Origin of the sequence: Seohaeicola nanhaiensis (assembly GCF_042654245.1) — a bacterium.
Classification (GTDB): domain Bacteria; phylum Pseudomonadota; class Alphaproteobacteria; order Rhodobacterales; family Rhodobacteraceae; genus Seohaeicola_A; species Seohaeicola_A nanhaiensis.
In genome coordinates this window covers 605,520-621,638 of record NZ_JBHSGI010000024.1, presented here as the reverse complement: position 1 = coordinate 621,638, position 16,119 = coordinate 605,520, and the positions used below count along the sequence as shown (strand labels likewise).

The 16,119-nt window shown below is 66.3% G+C and carries 11 protein-coding genes; 2 read left to right on the top strand and 9 right to left on the bottom strand.

Annotated features, from left to right (window positions below):
- The first annotated feature begins 57 nt into the window (after positions 1 to 57).
- Both ACFO5X_RS17520 and ACFO5X_RS17515 read left to right on the top strand, forming a co-directional pair.
- A complete protein-coding gene (locus ACFO5X_RS17520; protein ID WP_380719295.1) occupies positions 58 to 1,653 on the top strand; it encodes a Hint domain-containing protein in 1,596 nt (531 codons plus the stop codon).
- 101 nt (positions 1,654 to 1,754) lie between these two features.
- Positions 1,755 to 2,243 (top strand): hypothetical protein, encoded by a 489-nt coding sequence (locus tag ACFO5X_RS17515; RefSeq protein ID WP_380719294.1) that lies wholly within the window; start codon positions 1,755 to 1,757, stop codon positions 2,241 to 2,243.
- Between the two features lies 1 nt (position 2,244).
- Here the strand turns inward: ACFO5X_RS17515 and uvrA are convergent, their stop codons facing one another.
- From uvrA to ACFO5X_RS17470, 9 genes are all read right to left on the bottom strand, one after another.
- Positions 2,245 to 5,109 carry an excinuclease ABC subunit UvrA gene (gene uvrA / locus ACFO5X_RS17510; protein WP_380719293.1) on the bottom strand — a complete coding sequence of 955 codons (2,865 nt, stop codon included), beginning with the start codon at positions 5,107 to 5,109 and terminating at the stop codon, positions 2,245 to 2,247.
- A gap of 152 nt (positions 5,110 to 5,261) precedes the next feature.
- Positions 5,262 to 5,888 (bottom strand): VPLPA-CTERM sorting domain-containing protein, encoded by a 627-nt coding sequence (locus ACFO5X_RS17505; protein ID WP_380719291.1) that lies wholly within the window; start codon positions 5,886 to 5,888, stop codon positions 5,262 to 5,264.
- A 142-nt stretch (positions 5,889 to 6,030) separates the two neighbouring features.
- Positions 6,031 to 7,224, bottom strand: a complete 1,194-nt coding sequence (locus tag ACFO5X_RS17500) for an MFS transporter (protein ID WP_380719288.1) — start codon at positions 7,222 to 7,224, stop codon at positions 6,031 to 6,033.
- Between the two features lie 182 nt (positions 7,225 to 7,406).
- Complete coding sequence (lpdA, locus tag ACFO5X_RS17495) at positions 7,407 to 8,801, bottom strand: dihydrolipoyl dehydrogenase (protein ID WP_380719286.1); 1,395 nt, start codon at positions 8,799 to 8,801, stop codon at positions 7,407 to 7,409.
- Between the two features lie 85 nt (positions 8,802 to 8,886).
- Positions 8,887 to 9,582, bottom strand: a complete 696-nt coding sequence (locus ACFO5X_RS17490; RefSeq protein WP_380719284.1) for an SGNH/GDSL hydrolase family protein — start codon at positions 9,580 to 9,582, stop codon at positions 8,887 to 8,889.
- A 6-nt stretch (positions 9,583 to 9,588) separates the two neighbouring features.
- Positions 9,589 to 10,167 (bottom strand): DUF924 family protein, encoded by a 579-nt coding sequence (locus tag ACFO5X_RS17485; RefSeq protein WP_380719282.1) that lies wholly within the window; start codon positions 10,165 to 10,167, stop codon positions 9,589 to 9,591.
- A gap of 109 nt (positions 10,168 to 10,276) precedes the next feature.
- On the bottom strand, positions 10,277 to 11,539 hold the full coding sequence (locus ACFO5X_RS17480) for an MFS transporter (protein WP_380719280.1): 1,263 nt from the start codon (positions 11,537 to 11,539) through the stop codon (positions 10,277 to 10,279).
- Between the two features lie 63 nt (positions 11,540 to 11,602).
- Positions 11,603 to 12,685: a tRNA preQ1(34) S-adenosylmethionine ribosyltransferase-isomerase QueA gene (gene queA / locus ACFO5X_RS17475; RefSeq protein ID WP_380719277.1), complete on the bottom strand. Its 1,083-nt coding sequence runs from the start codon at positions 12,683 to 12,685 to the stop codon at positions 11,603 to 11,605.
- Between the two features lie 38 nt (positions 12,686 to 12,723).
- On the bottom strand, positions 12,724 to 16,098 hold the full coding sequence (locus tag ACFO5X_RS17470) for a YhdP family protein (protein ID WP_380719274.1): 3,375 nt from the start codon (positions 16,096 to 16,098) through the stop codon (positions 12,724 to 12,726).
- Positions 16,099 to 16,119 lie beyond the last annotated feature (21 nt).

The following is a 16,119-nucleotide window of genomic DNA, read 5'->3' as shown; positions in this document are numbered from 1 at the left end:
TGCCTCCGCTTTGACGTGGTCCCCTGTGTGTGAACCGCACAGTCCCGGACCCGACCCATGGCCACAGCCACCGAACTTCCGATCAACACCGGCGCCTCGGCGCTTCAGATGGCGAACGAGATCTTCGGCGAGGGCGTCACCGTCACCTCGGCCACCTACTCCGGCGACTATCGCTCTTCCGGCATCTACAGCAACGGTGACTCCGTCTCGCCCGACGCCACCCCCGGCGACACCGGCGTGATCCTGTCCACCGGCAAGGTCACCGACTTCACCAATTCCAGCGGAACGTCCAACACCAACCTCTCCGCCTCCACCACCACCGATACCCAGGGTGTCGACAACGACGCCGACTTCAACGCCATTGCCGGCACCAAGACCTACGACGCCGCCTTTCTCGAGGTCCAGTTCACGCCGGTCGGCGACCTGCTGACGATCGACTTCGTCCTCAGTTCCGAGGAATACCCCGAATACATCGGCACCGATTTCAACGACGTGATCGGCGTCTGGGTGAACGGCGTGCAGGCCCATGTGACCATCGGCGACGGCTCGGCCTCGATCGGCAACGTCAACGGCGGAGTGACCTCGAACCTCTATCACGACAACACCCAGGACCAGTTCAACACCGAGATGGACGGCTTCACCGTCACCCTCACCTTCGTCGCCCCGGTCAATCCCGGCGAGATCAACACCATCAAGATCGGCGTCGCCGATGTGAGCGATGCGAAATACGACACCAACCTGCTGATCGCCGGCGGCTCGGTCCAGACCGCCATCGTGGCCCAGGACGACCTCCTCACCATGGGTCACAATGACACCAAGGTGCTCGACATGCTCGACAACGACCATTCGGCCGGCGGCGCGCTCACAATCACCCATATCAACGGCACTCCGGTCGTGGCGGGCGACACGATCACCCTCGGATCGGGCCAGCAGGTGACGCTGAACGCCGACGGCACCTTCACCATCGCGGGCGACAGCGACGGCGAGAAGGTCTATTTCAACTATTCCGTCCTGGACGAGACCGGCCATACCGACACCGCCATGGTCGCCGTCGAACAGGTGCCCTGCTTCGTGCGCGGCACCCTGATCGCCACGCCCCAGGGCGAAATGCCCATCGAATGGCTGCGCCCCGGAATGCTCGTCTGCGTCCAGGACGGCCCGCCCCAGCCTATCCGCTGGCTCGGCTGGCGCACCGTCCCCGCCACCGGCGCGCACCGCCCGGTCCTGCTGAACGCCGGCCCCTTCGGCCTGCGCCGCCCGCTGATGGTCTCGCAACAGCACCGCATGATGCTGTCCGGCGCCCAGGCCGAGCTGATGTTCGGCCAGCCCGAGGTCCTGATCAAGGCGCGCGACCTGATCGACGGCCAGTCCGTCTGCCTGGTCGAGGATCTCGACGACGTGACCTACGTCCACCTGCTTTTCGACCGCCACGAGGTGGTCACCGCCAATGGCGCCCCCTCGGAAAGCTATCTGCCCGGGCCCCAGACGATGCCGGGATTCGACGCCGCCACGCAGGCCGAACTGCGCGCGCTCTTCCCCGAAATCGGCCCCGACGGCACCGGCTACGGCCCCGCCGCCCGCCTCGCGCTCACCTCGAAAGAGGCGCGCCCGCTCTGCCGCGCGATGACCCGCCCAACAGCCCTTTCGGCCTGAGCATAGACCCGCTACTGGCGATATCCCGCCGATTCGCAAGCCTGCCGGAACGGAATTTTCCCCGCATGCGTTTAACCTGCAACGCAAGACGGAGAAACGACATGAAGAACCGCACCTCCCTGATTGGCATGACGACCGCAGCTTCGCTGCTGGGCTTCCTGGCCGCAGTCGGCCTTGCAACCCCCGATCTCGCCAGCGCCAAGGACAAGCACCACGGCGCCAAGGTCCAGCACGTCGCTGGCGGCTGCCCGCCCGGCCTCGCCAAGAAATCGCCGGCCTGCATCCCGCCGGGTCAGGCGAAAAAACTGGACGGACGCCACGACGACGACCGTCGCGTCTACATCGACCGCAACGGTGCCTATGTGGAACGCGAGGACGCCTTCCGCTACAACGACCGCTACGATCAAGTCTATTCCTATCGCGTCGGCGACCGCCTGCGCGGCGATTACGTCCTGATCCCCTCGCCCGATCTCTACGGGCTCGACCGCTACGGCACATACTACCGCGCCGGCGACGGGGTCTATCAGGTTGACAAGGACACGATGGAAGTGATGGCCATCATCGGCCTCGCCTCGCGCCTGCTGAACTGACCTATTCCGCAGCCACACGCTTGGGCTTCAGCATCTCCTTGAGATAGCGCCCGGTGTGGCTGCGGGGCTCTTCCGCCACCGTCTCGGGCGTGCCCGTCGCCACGATTTCCCCACCGCCATCGCCGCCCTCGGGGCCGATGTCGATGATCCAGTCGGCAGTTTTGATCACGTCAAGGTTGTGCTCGATCACCACAACCGAATTGCCCTGCTCCACCAGTTCGTGCAGCACTTCCAGCAACTTGCGCACATCTTCGAAATGCAGCCCCGTCGTCGGCTCGTCGAGAATGTACAGCGTCCGCCCCGTCGCGCGCTTGCTCAGCTCCTTCGACAGCTTTACCCGCTGCGCCTCGCCACCTGACAGCGTCGTCGCCTGCTGGCCCACCTTGATGTAACCGAGACCCACCCGCACCAGCGCATCCATCTTCTCGCGGATGCTCGGCACCGCCTGGAAGAACTCCTGCGCGTCCTCCACCGTCATATCAAGAACGTCGGCTATGCTCTTGCCCTTGAATTTGATTTCCAGCGTTTCGCGGTTATAGCGCTTGCCCTTGCAGGTCTCGCAGGTCACGTAGACATCGGGCAGGAAGTGCATCTCGATCTTGATCAGCCCGTCGCCCTGGCAGGCCTCGCAGCGGCCGCCCTTCACGTTGAAGCTGAACCGCCCCGGAGCATAGCCGCGCGCCTTGGCTTCGGGCAGACCGGCGAACCAGTCGCGGATCGGCGTGAAGGCCCCGGTATAAGTGGCTGGATTCGAACGCGGAGTCCGCCCGATGGGCCGCTGGTCTATATCGATCACCTTGTCCAGATGCTCGAACCCCTGGATCGTCTCGCAGGGCGCCGGCGTCTCGCGCGCGCCGTTCAGTCGCATCGCCGCATTCTTATACAGCGTCTCGATGGTCAGCGTCGACTTGCCGCCGCCGGAAACCCCGGTCACGCAGACGAACATGCCCAATGGAAACTCGGCCGTCACGTCCTTGAGGTTGTTCCCCGAGGCCTTGACCACCGTGATTTTCTTGTTGCCTTTCTTGCCCTTGCGCCGCTCCTTTGGCACGGCGATCTCGCGCGTCCCGGCCAGATACTGCCCCGTCACCGAGGCCGGATCGGCTGTCACCTCGGCCGGGGTGCCGTGGCTCACCACCTGCCCGCCGTGGATGCCCGCGCCCGGCCCGATGTCAAAGACGTAATCCGCCTCTCGGATCGCCTCTTCGTCATGCTCGACCACGATCACCGTATTGCCTTGATCGCGCAGGTTTTTCAGCGTCTGCAGCAGCCGCCCGTTGTCGCGCTGGTGCAGCCCGATGGACGGCTCGTCCAGCACATACAGAACGCCGGTCAACCCCGACCCGATCTGGCTGGCCAGCCGGATCCGCTGGCTTTCGCCGCCACTTAATGTTCCGGATGAACGGGACAGCGTAAGATATTCTAAACCCACATTATTCAGGAAACCCAGCCGCTCGCGGATTTCCTTCAGGATCGCCCGCGCGATCTCGTTCTTCTGCTTGCTCAGCGCCGCCGGAACCGTCTCGATCCAGTCGTAGGCCTCCTTGATCGACTTCTGCACCACCTGCCCGACATGCAGCCCGCCGATCTTCACCGCCAGCGCCTCGGGGCGCAGCCGGTAGCCGTGGCAGGTGCCGCAGGGCCGGTTGTTCTGATAGCGCTCGAACTCCTCGCGCACCCAGGCCGAATCCGTCTCGCGATAGCGCCGCTCCATGTTCGGGATCACGCCCTCGAAGACGCGGGAGACCTGATAAACCCGGCCGCCCTCATCATAGCGGAACTGGATCTCTTCCTTGCCAGACCCGCGCAGGAACACCTCCTGCACCTTTTCCGGCAGATCCTTCCAGCGGGCGTTCTTGTCGAACTTGTAATGCCGCGCGATGGCCTCGATGGTCTGCAGGAAATAGGGCGACTTGCCCTTGCGCCAGGGCGCCAGCGCGCCGTCATAGACCTTCAGATTCTGATCCGGCACCACCAGCCGCTCGTCAAAGAACAGCTCCACGCCCAGCCCGTCGCAATCCGGACAGGCCCCGAAAGGCGCGTTGAACGAGAACAGCCGCGGCTCGATCTCGGGGATGGTGAAGCCGCTCACCGGACAGGCGAAATTCTCGGAGAACGTCATCCGCTCCGGTTCGCCCTCGGCCGGCGCCGTCTCCAGGATGCAGATGCCATCCGCCAGATCCAGCGCGGTGCGCAGCGAATCCGCCAGCCGCGTCTCCAGCCCCTCGCGCACCACGATCCGGTCGACCACCACGTCGATGTTGTGGCGGAACTTCTTGTCCAGCACCGGCGGTTCGTCCAGCTCGGAAAACGCCCCGTTCACCTTGACCCGCTGGAACCCCTGCTTGCGCAGCTCCAGGAACTCCTTGCGATACTCGCCCTTCCGGTCGCGCACGATGGGTGCCAGCAGATAGGCCCGCGTGCCCTCCTCCATCGCCATGATCCGGTCGACCATGTCCTGCACCTGCTGCGCCTCGATGGGCAGCCCGGTCGCCGGGCTGAACGGCGTCCCCGCCCGCGCGAAGAGCAGCCGCAGATAGTCGTAAATCTCCGTCACCGTCCCCACGGTCGACCGCGGGTTCTTGCTCGTCGTCTTCTGCTCGATCGAAATCGCCGGCGACAGCCCGGTGATGTGATCCACATCCGGCTTTTCCATCATGTCCAGGAACTGCCGCGCATAGGCGCTCAGGCTCTCGACATAGCGCCTCTGCCCCTCGGCATAGATCGTGTCGAAAGCCAGTGACGATTTCCCCGAACCCGACAGCCCGGTGATCACCACCAGCTGGTCCCGCGGAATGTCGACGTCGATGTTCTTGAGGTTATGCTCGCGCGCCCCGCGAACCTCGATTTTCTTGAGCTCGGCCATGATGCCCCCGGTTAACGAACTCTAAATAGGACGCACCGGCGGATTCTCCAATCGAAAAGTAGGAACGAACAGCGAACTTCCGCTACGGCTGCCCATGAAAAAGGCCGCACCCGAAGGTGCGGCCCGAACTCGTATACAAAACAGACAGGGCGTCAGGCGCGGCGGCGGCGGCCCATCCAGCCCATGACAGCCATACCGCCCAGCAGCAGCGGCAGGCCCGCCGGCAGCGGCACCGCGCTCACCTGTTCCTCGGCGCCGACCCGGACAGCGGCCACGACCGAGTTGCCAAAGCTGTTGCTCGCGGTGCCTTCCAGCCCGGCAAACCCGTTCTGGCTCCAGGCCACGTTCGCGTTGTTGTAGAAGAAGTTCTTCTTCGAATTGCCGTCAAAGGCGAATTCGATCAGGTATTTCTTGCCCACCGACAGATCGAGATCGGCAAAGCTGAAATCGACCCAGCTCAGCCCCTGCGTGGTGGTCATCGCCGTGCCCGAGCGCAGCAGCGCGGTGCGGGTGAAGTTGCCGGTCAGCGAGCTGATCTCCGAAACCCAGTACGACAGGCCGATCTTGGTCAGATGCTGGTACAGACCCACCGAATTGATCGTCTTGGCCTCGGTCACCTCGAACCCGATCCCGCGGCGGCCCGACCAGCCATCATTGGAATTCTGGGTATAGACGTGACCCGAGGGGTCGTTGGTCGGCGTAAATGCCACGGTGGCCGCACTGGCCGACACGGTGCCGGCAACCAGCAGGGCGGCGGCGAATTTCAGGGATTTCAACATCGGTTTCTCCAGACAGGCGAATTTTCAACTGGCCCCCTTAAACCGCCGAAACGGGCCGAAAATGTGACGAAAACCCCCTCCATTGTCCGCATCCGTGGCCGCATTGTTTCCGGATCGCACCGTTAGCGCCCGAAACGGCGGTTCAGACGGCCTCGGACCCCCGCCGCGCCCGCGCCCGGGCGGTCAGCAGATGCAGCGCGATGCCGCCACCGAACAGGACCACGGCAAAGACCAGGAACCCGTTCACCCCACCCGCGGCCGTCAGCGCGACCAGCACCGGCGTGCCAAAGGTGGTGCCCACATTGCCCATTTGCGCCAGCGCGCCATTGGCCTGCGCCCGCGCCTCGGGCGCTGCGTTCAGCTGCGGGATGGCGGCAAAGCTCGCGCCCTGCACCAGCCCCAGCGCACCGGCCAGGGCAAGGTAAGGCCAGGCGCTCCCCGGTACCGCCCAAAGCGCCAGCGCCGCCACCAGCGACAGCGCAAACCCGGCCACGGCGACCCGCACCGCCGGCACATGGCGCAGCAGCCAGACCCCCAGCGTCATCGACACCGCGATGCCCGCCAGCGGCATCAGGCCGATCACCATGCCGCGCAGCGCCTCGGACAGGAAGGGCGGCATCACCGTCAGGATGGCGACAAAGGCCCCGGCGTAACAGACCCAGCCCAGCGCCGCCGCGTTCCGGAAGGGCGAGGCATAGATATGTCGGTGATCCGCAACCAACCCCGCCAGCGACAGCGGCGCGCCGCGCGCCCCGATCACGTCGCGCGGAAGCAGCGCCGCCACCAGCACCGCCATCGCCGCCATATAGAGCCCATGCGCGGCATAAAGCGCCCCCGGCCCCCAGGCCCGCGCCAGCGGCAGACCGCCCCAGGTCAGCACGGCAAAGGCGACGCCGAAGAAGGTGCTCCACAGCGACAGGGTCAGCCCGCGATGCTGCACCGCGCTCAGCTGCGCGATCAGCGTCGGCGCCGCCACGACAATCGCCAGATGCGAGGCCCCCTCGACCACCCGGCTGGCCAGGAACAGCGGCAGCGCCGGCAGCGTCGCCTGATACCCCGCCACCAGCGCGCCCAGCCCCAGCGCCGCGATCAGCGCGCGGCGCGGCCCGACCCGCGCGACGATCAGCCCGGCGGTCACGCCGAACAGGACGCCGACGAAGCCGACCAGCGACACCGCAAAGCCCAGCGCCGCGCCCGCGCCGCCATAGATCTCGCCCAGCATGGGAAAGGTGACCGACACCTTGCCGAACTGCGCCGCCGCCCCCAGCCCGGCCCCCCAGAGCCCCAGGATCGTGCCGAACTGCGTTCTCGGGTCAGGCAAGGCGGTCGAACTCATCTGCGGCACCGGTTGGACGTCACTCCGCCTCCTGCACCCTCATCCCCCAAAGCGCAAGCCGCAGGGTCCGAAACGGCATCGGCCGCGGGGCGACACCCGCGGCCGGCACTCTTCCGGAAATGCGTCAGGGGGGTGCACAGTTGGTGCACGGCTTGTGCACGCAAAACACCCCCCGTTTTCGCTCAGATGTGGATCACCCGCCCAAAGGCGTCGAGCACCGATTCATGCATCATCTCGCTCAGCGTCGGATGCGGGAAAACGGTCGCGATCAGGTCTTCCTCTGTGGTCTCCAGCTGCTTGCCGACCACATAGCCCTGGATCAGTTCCGTCACCTCCGCCCCGACCATATGCGCGCCCAGAAGCTCGCCGGTCTTGGCGTCGAACACGGTCTTCACCATGCCCTCGGCCTCGCCCAGCGCGATGGCCTTGCCATTGCCGATGAACGGAAACTTACCAACCCGCACGCTGTATCCCTGCTCCTTCGCCTTGGCCTCGGTCAGCCCGACCGAGGCGACCTGCGGCTGGCAATAGGTGCAGCCCGCGATCATCTCGGGCCGCACGGCGTGCACCTTCTTCCCGGCGATATGTTCGGCCACCATCACCCCCTCGTGGCTGGCCTTGTGCGCCAGCCAGGGCGCGCCGGCGATATCGCCGATGGCATAAAGCCCCTCGACCCCGGTGCGGCAGTATTCATCGACCACCACATGCGTGCGGTCGACCTTCACCCCCAGCGCCTCCAGCCCCAGGTTCTCGACATTGCCGACGATGCCGACGGCGGAAATCACCGTGTCAAACTCGTGCGTCTCGGTCTTGCCGCCCATCTCGATATGCGCCGTGACTTTGCCCTTGGCGCGGTCCAGCTTCTTGACCGCCGCCTTCTCCATGATCTTCATGCCCTGCTTGACGAACTGCTTTTTGGCAAAGGCGCTGATCTCGGCATCCTCCACCGGCAGGATGCGGTCCATCACCTCAACCACTGTCGTCTCGGCGCCCAAAGTGTTATAAAAGCTGGCAAATTCGATGCCGATGGCGCCCGATCCGATGACCAGCAGCTTCTTCGGCATCCGCGGCGGTTGCAGCGCGTGCTTGTAGGTCCAGACCAGATCGCCATCCGCCTCCAGCCCCGGCAGCTCGCGCGCGCGCGCCCCGGTGGCGAGGATGATGCTCTTGGCGCTCAGCGTCTCGGTGCCCTTGTCGGTCGTGACCTCGACCTTGCCCTTGGCCGGCAGCGTCGCCGCGCCCATGACCACGGTGATCTTGTTCTTCTTCATCAGATGCCCGACGCCGCCCGACAGCTGCTTGGCCACCCCGCGCGACCGCTTGATCACCGCGTCGATGTCAAAGCCGATACCCTCGGCCTTCAGGCCGAACTCCTTGGCCCGCTCCATCAGGTGGAACACTTCGGCCGAACGCAGCAGCGCCTTGGTCGGAATGCAGCCCCAGTTGAGACAGATGCCGCCCAGATGCTCGCGTTCCACGATGGCCACGCTGAGGCCCAGCTGGGCGGCGCGGATGGCCGCGACATAGCCGCCGGGGCCCGCCCCGACCACGATCACGTCATAGGATTTGTCGGCCATGAGAATTCCCATACGGTTGCAAAAATTAGTTTACCATTAAACTACCGCGCGCCACCCGGCAATGCCCGGCTGTGCGGCAGTTCGCTCATCCCCCGGCCGCCCGCATCGCCGCCGCGATCCGCGCCCCGATCAGCTCGGACCCCAGCGGCGACGGATGCACCCGGTCCACGAACCAATGCGCCGGATTGGCCGGGTCGATCACCTCCTCCGCCCCGACATAGACCGCCCCCGGCGTCCGCTTGGCCAGCGCCTCCAGCCGCCGGTTCAGCACATCCACCTCCTCCGAGCACCGGCTGAACGGGTTCGGACGCACGTTAGCATTATAGTAACCTAATATCACTATACTGGCGGAATCCGCGACAATTCGGTCGACAAGCGCCGGAATGTCTCCGCCCTGCCCGTTCGGGCCCACAAGTGAGTCGAGCGTTGCGCCACAGCCGTTACAGCCACATTCCGCCAGCAGGTCGTTGGCACCGCCGTTCAGAATGACCCAGTCCCAGGGCCCGCTGCGGTATTGCTGGCGGATATCGCCGCCCTTGGCCACGATCGCCGGCGAGGTCGCGCTGACCCGCGCGCCGGCAACCGAAAGATTGGCGACGCTCAGACCGGTCAGGCGCCCCACGACGTCGGGGATCGCCTCGTCGCGGAAACCGTTCCAGGCCAGCACGCTGTCACCAACGGCCAGAAGCCGGGTGTTGGGCGCAACGCTGTCGGGATCGGTGCAGGCGCTCAGCACCGCGAAAACGGCCGGCGCCAGCAGATGCGGCAGCCGGCCGGGCAAGACGGATCAGCCAGCCAGTTGCAATTGGCGCACGGTCTCGCCGTAGCCGCCAGTGCTCACATAATCGGATTCGACCTTGGTCGAACTCCGGTTAAGCGCTTCATTTCTATAAGGAAAACGTCCGAATTGACGGATCACCTGGCGATGCGCTCGGGCATGCAGAAGGTTCGATTCACCCGTCTCGGGCATCCGCTCGCGCATCAGGCGCACACAGCGGTCCTGATCGCAGAGGTTCTCGGAATGCATCAGCGGCAGGTAGAAGAACTGCCGCGCCGGTTCGTTGATCTTCATGTCCCAGCCCTTGCTGATGGCCGCCTTGGCGGCGGTCAGCGCGGCACGATCGCTGGCGAAAGCCTTGCCCGATCCGCGGAACATGTTGCGCGGAAACTGGTCCGTCAGGATGATATAGGCCAGCGCGCCGCTGGGATAGGTCAGCCATAGGGAATGGCGGCCGTCGCAGGCCCCTTCCCAGGTGCTGAGAAACGTCTCGCGGATCCGGGAGTCGAGCGCATCGTCCTGCGCATACCACCCATCCGGACCCACCTCGTCCAACCAGAAACTCAATACATTTTCAGGGCCAATCATCGGTTCTGCTCCAATTGTCCATGCCCCCGGGCACATGGACATATTTTACGGTTTGTTTGCCTTCACGTCACGTCAACATTTGACCAACCTGTGGCACGGCCTCCGGGTTTCAAGCCGTTGTCTGCTCCTCGCGCGGCGCCTCTAGCGTAACATCCCGGGCCAGTTCAACGGCCATCGGTGTGCCCACCGGCGACATCGGCGAGACTGCGCCCGCATATTCCACCGGTATGCTTGCCCGCTGCGTCATCCGCCATGTGGCATAGCCGCCGAGGGCGAAAAGCAGAAAGGCGATCAGCACGAAATAGCCGGGGGGTCCAAACACGTGATCGTTCATCAGCCAGCCGGTGATCAGCGGCCCGGCAATCGCACCGACGCCGTTGATGAAGATCAGCCCGCCCGAGGCCGCGGCCATGTCGCCATGTTCCAGATAATCGTTGGTATGGGCGATCAGCAGCGAATACAGCGGGTTGGTGGTGCCGCCGATCAGGAAAGAGGCCACCAGCAGCACGCCGAAATGACCGCCCAGAAAGAACCCCAGCACCGCGCCCATCGCGCCGACCGCGGCCACCACGACGATCAGCTGCCGCCGGTCCATGCGGTCGGACAGCCACCCCAGCGGATACTGCAGGATCATCGCGCCGATGTAGATCGCACTGATAAAGATCGAGATCTGCGCGACGCTCAGCCCCGCCTTCGCGCCGTAGACTGCGCTCATCCCGAACTGCGCCGAAAAGACGCCGCCCAGCAGGAACATGCCCGCGCAGCCCAGCGGCGAGGTCTTCAGCAGCCGCCCGATCGACATCGGCCGCGTCGTCTCGAACGAGGGCGTCGGGCTGACCGACAGCAGGATCGGCGCGAAAGACACCGAGATCAGCACCGAGGCGATGACGAAATTGTCGAACCCCGACGGATCGCCCACCAGCATCAGCCCCTGCGCCGAAACGATCCCGACCATCTGCACGATCATGTAGAGCGACAGCGCCTTGCCCCGGTTCTGGTTGTCGGCGGCGTTGTTCAGCCAGCTTTCCGCGGTGACATAAACGCCGGAAAAGCAGAACCCGATGACCACGCGGCCCAGGATCCAGGCCCAGGGCGTCGCCACCAGCGGATAAAGGATCATCACCGAAGAGATGAACGAGGCGAGCGCCGCGAAGACCCGCACATGGCCGACCCGGCGAATCATCTCGGGCGCCAGGCGCGAACCGCCAAGGAAGCCGACGAAATAGGCGGACATGATGAAGGACATCTCGAGCGTCGAGAATCCCTCGATATTGCCCCGCACGCCCAGCAGCGTGCCCTGAAGGCCGTTGCCGACCATCAGCAGCCCGACGCCCAGCAAAAGGGCCCAGGCGCTCGACAGGACTTGCAGCATGGGTCGACTCCTTTGGCGCTCAGGGCGGGGTATGGACGGCGGCGCCGCGCGCGTCCGACCGCTTTACGACTCTTCGTCAGCCGGTTTCGACACCCCGGCGGAGGGCATCAGCAGCGAGGCATCGCCATACGAGAAAAAGCGATACCGGCTCTCCACCGCATGGGCATAGATCGCCCGCATCCGCTCCATCCCGACCAGCGCGGCGACCAGCATCAGCAGCGTCGATTTCGGCAGGTGAAAATTCGTCACCAGCGCGTCGGTGACGTGGAAGCGGAAGCCGGGATAGATGAAGATATCGGTCTTGCCCCGCCAGGGCGCGATTTCCCCGCCCCGCGCCGCGCTCTCGATCAGGCGCAGCGCGGTGGTGCCGACCGGGATCACCCGCCCACCGGCGGCACGGGTCGCCGCGATCTCGGCCGCCGCCTCGGGCGTCACCTCGCCCCATTCGGCGTGCATCCTGTGGGATTCGACGTCATCCACCTTGACCGGCAGGAAGGTGCCCGCGCCGACGTGCAGCGTGACATGGGTGAAGGTCACGCCCATCGCGCGCAACCGCGCCAGCAAAGCCTCGTCGAAGTGCAGCGAGGCGGTCGGCGCCGCTACTGCGCCCGGCACCCGCGCCCAGACAGTCTGATAGTCGGACTTGTCCTGCGCGTCCGCCGGCCGGCGCGCGGCGATATAGGGCGGCAGCGGCATCTCGCCCGCCTGCGCCAGCGCCGCGTCGAAATCCTCGCCTGCGAGGTTGAACCGCAGCAGGCCCTGGCCGTCCTCGGTGCCTGTCAGCTCGCCGGACAGATCGGCCGAGAAAATCACGGTTTCCCCGACGCGCAGCTTCTTCAGCGGCTTGATCAGCGCGGCCCAGGTGCCGTCCGCGCGCGGCTCCAGCAGCGTCGCCTCGATCCGCGCCTCGGTCTCGCCCGCCACCCCGCTGCGGCGCCGCACACCGGACAGCCGCGCAGGGATCACCCTCGTGTCGTTCAGCACCAGCCGGTCGCCGGGGCGCAGCCAGTCGGGAAAGTCGGCCACGGTGGCATCACTGATGCCCTCGGGCCGCGAAACCAGCAGCCGCGCCGCGCTGCGCGGCACCGCCGGGCGGGTCGCGATCAGGTCTTCGGGCAGGGCGAAATCGAAACCGGTCAGCTTCATGGCGCCGGGCTATAGGCCAGCCGCGCGGCAAAGGCCATTCACCTTCCTTCAAAGCCCTCGGAGCTGCCACGCGGCGTGCGCCGGGGCGCCTCGCCATCGGCGCGCGGGGGCTGCGGGCGGAAGATTTCGCGCAGTCCGCCCGGCATCAGCGCCGACAGCGGATTGACGCTGACCTGCGGGTCATCGGGCGTGCCGCGCAGAGTATAGTTGAACCCCAGCAGCCCCTCGCCCTTGCGCGTGAAGGCCGCACCGATGCCATTGATCAGATAGACCGGCGAAATCACGCCCTGCATATCCAGCCGCCCCGCCGTGACATCATAGGCCCCCTGCATCGAAATCCCGATCGAGGGCCCCACCGCGCTCGAATCATGCACCGTCACCCGGGTCGGGGCCAGCTTGAACTGCGCATCGACCTCGGTGAACTGGATCCCCTGCCCCGACATCTCGTCCAGCAGGCCGATCACGCTGACCGCGTTCAGCAGGGCCGCCATGGCGGGGGCGTCCTTGACCCGGGTGCCGGTCACCTTCAGCACGCCGTCGAACTGCCCCGCCTCGGCCGCCGGGACCAGCGTCATGGACAGCGCCCCGCCCCGCCCCTGCCGCAGCAGCCCGGCCGAGCGGAAGACGCCGCCCGCGTCGTCGGCGGCCAGCCGTACCGCCAGCCGTCCATCCCGCGGCACCAGTTCTCCGCGCACCGCCGTGCCGCCGTTCACCTGCCCGCTGAACGGGCCGCTGAGGCCGCCAGCGGTCTGGAACGCGCCGTTGAAGCCGGTCAGCGCGATGGTGTCGGTGATCTGCAACCGGTCCAGCGACACCTCCATCGGCCCCGAGGCGCCCCCGCTGCTGCCGCTGGTCGAGCCGAAATCGCTGGCCCCCAGCCGCATCGTGCCGCCCAGAATGTGCATCTCGGGCGGGGCACTGCCCTTGCCCACCATCTCGACCCGCGCGTCCAGCCAGTTGTCGATCCGCAGCGAGGAGAAGAGCGCGCGGTCCAACCCGCCCTCGGGCCGGTTCAGCACCGACCCGGTCAGCGCCAGCCCCGCCCCCTGCAGCACCAGCTTGTCGATCCGCGCCTGCGCGCCCAGCGTGCCCGACAGCTGAAGCAGGCCCTCCGTCGCGGCGGGCTTGGTCCAGCCGACCTGCGGTATCCGCAGGGTCAGCCCTTTCAGATCCGAGGTCAGCGTCAGCTCGGGCGCGGTCTTCGGCGCGAGATCCAGCGTAAAGCGGCCCCGCCCCGTGCCCGAGACGCTGCCCTCGGGCAGTCCCAGCTTGAAGGTCGTCACCAGCGCCTGCGACAGCTCCACGTCTCCCTCGACCCGGCTCGCCTTGGACACCCCGACGCCAATCGGCTGGTGCCACGAGACATTGGCCGCCACATCGTCGATCCGCCCCTCGCCCGACACGGTGATGCCGTTCTGGTTGGCTGTCACGTCCAGACTGCGGGCCGACAGCAGATGATCCGGCACCAGCACCCGGCTGGCCGCGTCCGCGACCTTGCCCTTGAGGTGAAAGGTGATGTCCGAGAAGGGCACACGCGGGGCCAGAGGCACCGCCAGCGTGCCAAGGATATCGGCGCTGCCATCGGCTAGGCTGACCGGCAGCGGCGTGTCCTTCAGCACCTGCAGGGGCGGCCGGTTCAGCAGCGACAGGATGGCGGTCACCCGCCCCTTGCCGGCAAAGCGCACGACCGCAGGCGTGTTTGGCTTGACCGTCACATCCGGCACGATGAACGAGGTTCCGGCGATATCGACGCTGCCGCCCTCCTCGGCCTTCACCCGTCCCGAGGTGGCCGTCACCACAAAGCGGTCGCCGTCCAGCACCGCCTGCCCCGCCGCGCCGGTGATCGGCGGCATGTAGTTCAGAAACCGTACCTGCGTGTCCTGAAAGTTGAAATCGCCATAGATGTCCGGCGCTTCCCCCGCGCTCAGGCGCAGGGCAAAGGTGGCGTCGCGCAGCAGCCCGCCTTCCAGATTGGCCGCAACCCAGGCGCGCGGCACCTTCGCCGCCCGCTCGGGCCAAAGCTGCATCAGCCGCTCGGGCGTCAGCTGGTTCAGCGTCGCGTCAAAGCCCAGCTTCCAGCCGTTCGCATCCGTCCCGAACTGTCCCGAACCGACCAGCCGGCTGTCGCCGTCAACGATCAGCAGCTCGCCCAGATCCAGACGGAACGGCGCCAGCTTGAGCCGGAAATCGGCCGTAGTCCGCTCGATCTTCAGCGGCTCCTGATAAAGGCCCCTCGGGTTCAGGCTCAGCCCGGACAGGGTGAACTGCCCGATCATCTCGGTCAGGCGGCCTTCGGAGATGCCCTGCAACGAGGCCTGCCCCTCGGCCACGCCCGAGCCCCAGTCGCTGTCGACCGACAGCTCGTCAAAGCTCAGCACCTGTTCGGCCGGGTTATAGGTGAAATAGCTGCGCGCGCCGCGGAACGGCACCGGACGCGCGCGGCTGTCGGGTTGCAGCACGCCCGATCCGATCTGGAACGACACCGACAGCGGCGCCAGCGTGCCATCCGAGTTGATACTGCCGCGCAGCGCGCCCGAGATCGGCGCGCGCAGCACCTCCAGCCAGGTCAGCGCCGGGCTTTGCGCCGCGATGTCGGGCGCGGCGATATCCTGCATCGAGATGCCGAACTCGGCTCCGGTCGTCCCGATGCGCGTGGTATAGGTCGCATCGAACGACCCGGCGCTCGCCCCGCCGCCCAGCAGCGCGAAACCCGCCGCGGTGCGCAGGTTGTCGCCGTCGCGGGTCATCTCGACATGACCGCCGTCCAGCGTCCATCCCCGGTTCTGGCGCAAATCCTCGAACCGCAACGTCAGCGAATCCATCTCGACATCGGTCAGCTCCGCCAGCTGCGGCGTGTCGAGCACCGATTCAAAGTCCTTCAGCAGCGCCGGCAGGTTCGCCGCCCCGCCCAGGCTCGTCGCCCCGCGACCGATGGCAAGGTCGATGCGCCCGTCCTGACCGCGCCGCAGGGTGGCATAGGCGCCGGATAGGTAGACGCGTTTCAGCTGCAACTGCCCGCGCAGCAGCGGTTCCATCGCGAGGCTGACATCCGCCTGGCTGAGGTTGACGATGGGACGGCCCGCGGCATCGTTAAGCACCAGATCGCGCAGCCGCACCCGCGGCTTCCAGCCTTCCCGCACGACGAATTCCAGCGTGCTGAACGACAGCCCGAGATCGCCCAGACCCTCGGCGGCCTTCGCCTCGATCCGCTCTTTCACCCAGTCCGGCGCGACAATGGACTCGCCCACCAGCAGATAGACCGCCAGCACCGCCATCGCGCAGAGCCCCAGAACCGTGCCGACAGAGGTATGCCACAGCGCGCGCCAGTGGCTTCGGCGCCGCTTGGCACGGACCGCGGGCGCTGACCCGTCTTCGCCGGTCGCGGAGTCTTGTGGTTTCTGTTTCAGCTGCACGCCTTTATTGTCGCCGGAAGT

Bases quoted from the DNA above. Each gene is read 5' to 3' on its own strand.
- ACFO5X_RS17500 (WP_380719288.1), bottom strand. From the start codon at position 7,224: ATGAGTTCGACCGCCTTGCCTGACCCGAGAACGCAGTTCGGCACGATC.
- ACFO5X_RS17485 (WP_380719282.1), bottom strand. From the start codon at position 10,167: ATGATTGGCCCTGAAAATGTATTGAGTTTCTGGTTGGACGAGGTGGGT.
- uvrA (WP_380719293.1), bottom strand. From the start codon at position 5,109: ATGGCCGAGCTCAAGAAAATCGAGGTTCGCGGGGCGCGCGAGCATAAC.
- lpdA (WP_380719286.1), bottom strand. From the start codon at position 8,801: ATGGCCGACAAATCCTATGACGTGATCGTGGTCGGGGCGGGCCCCGGC.
- ACFO5X_RS17505 (WP_380719291.1), bottom strand. From the start codon at position 5,888: ATGTTGAAATCCCTGAAATTCGCCGCCGCCCTGCTGGTTGCCGGCACC.
- ACFO5X_RS17520 (WP_380719295.1), top strand. From the start codon at position 58: ATGGCCACAGCCACCGAACTTCCGATCAACACCGGCGCCTCGGCGCTT.
- ACFO5X_RS17480 (WP_380719280.1), bottom strand. From the start codon at position 11,539: ATGCTGCAAGTCCTGTCGAGCGCCTGGGCCCTTTTGCTGGGCGTCGGG.
- ACFO5X_RS17515 (WP_380719294.1), top strand. From the start codon at position 1,755: ATGAAGAACCGCACCTCCCTGATTGGCATGACGACCGCAGCTTCGCTG.
- queA (WP_380719277.1), bottom strand. From the start codon at position 12,685: ATGAAGCTGACCGGTTTCGATTTCGCCCTGCCCGAAGACCTGATCGCG.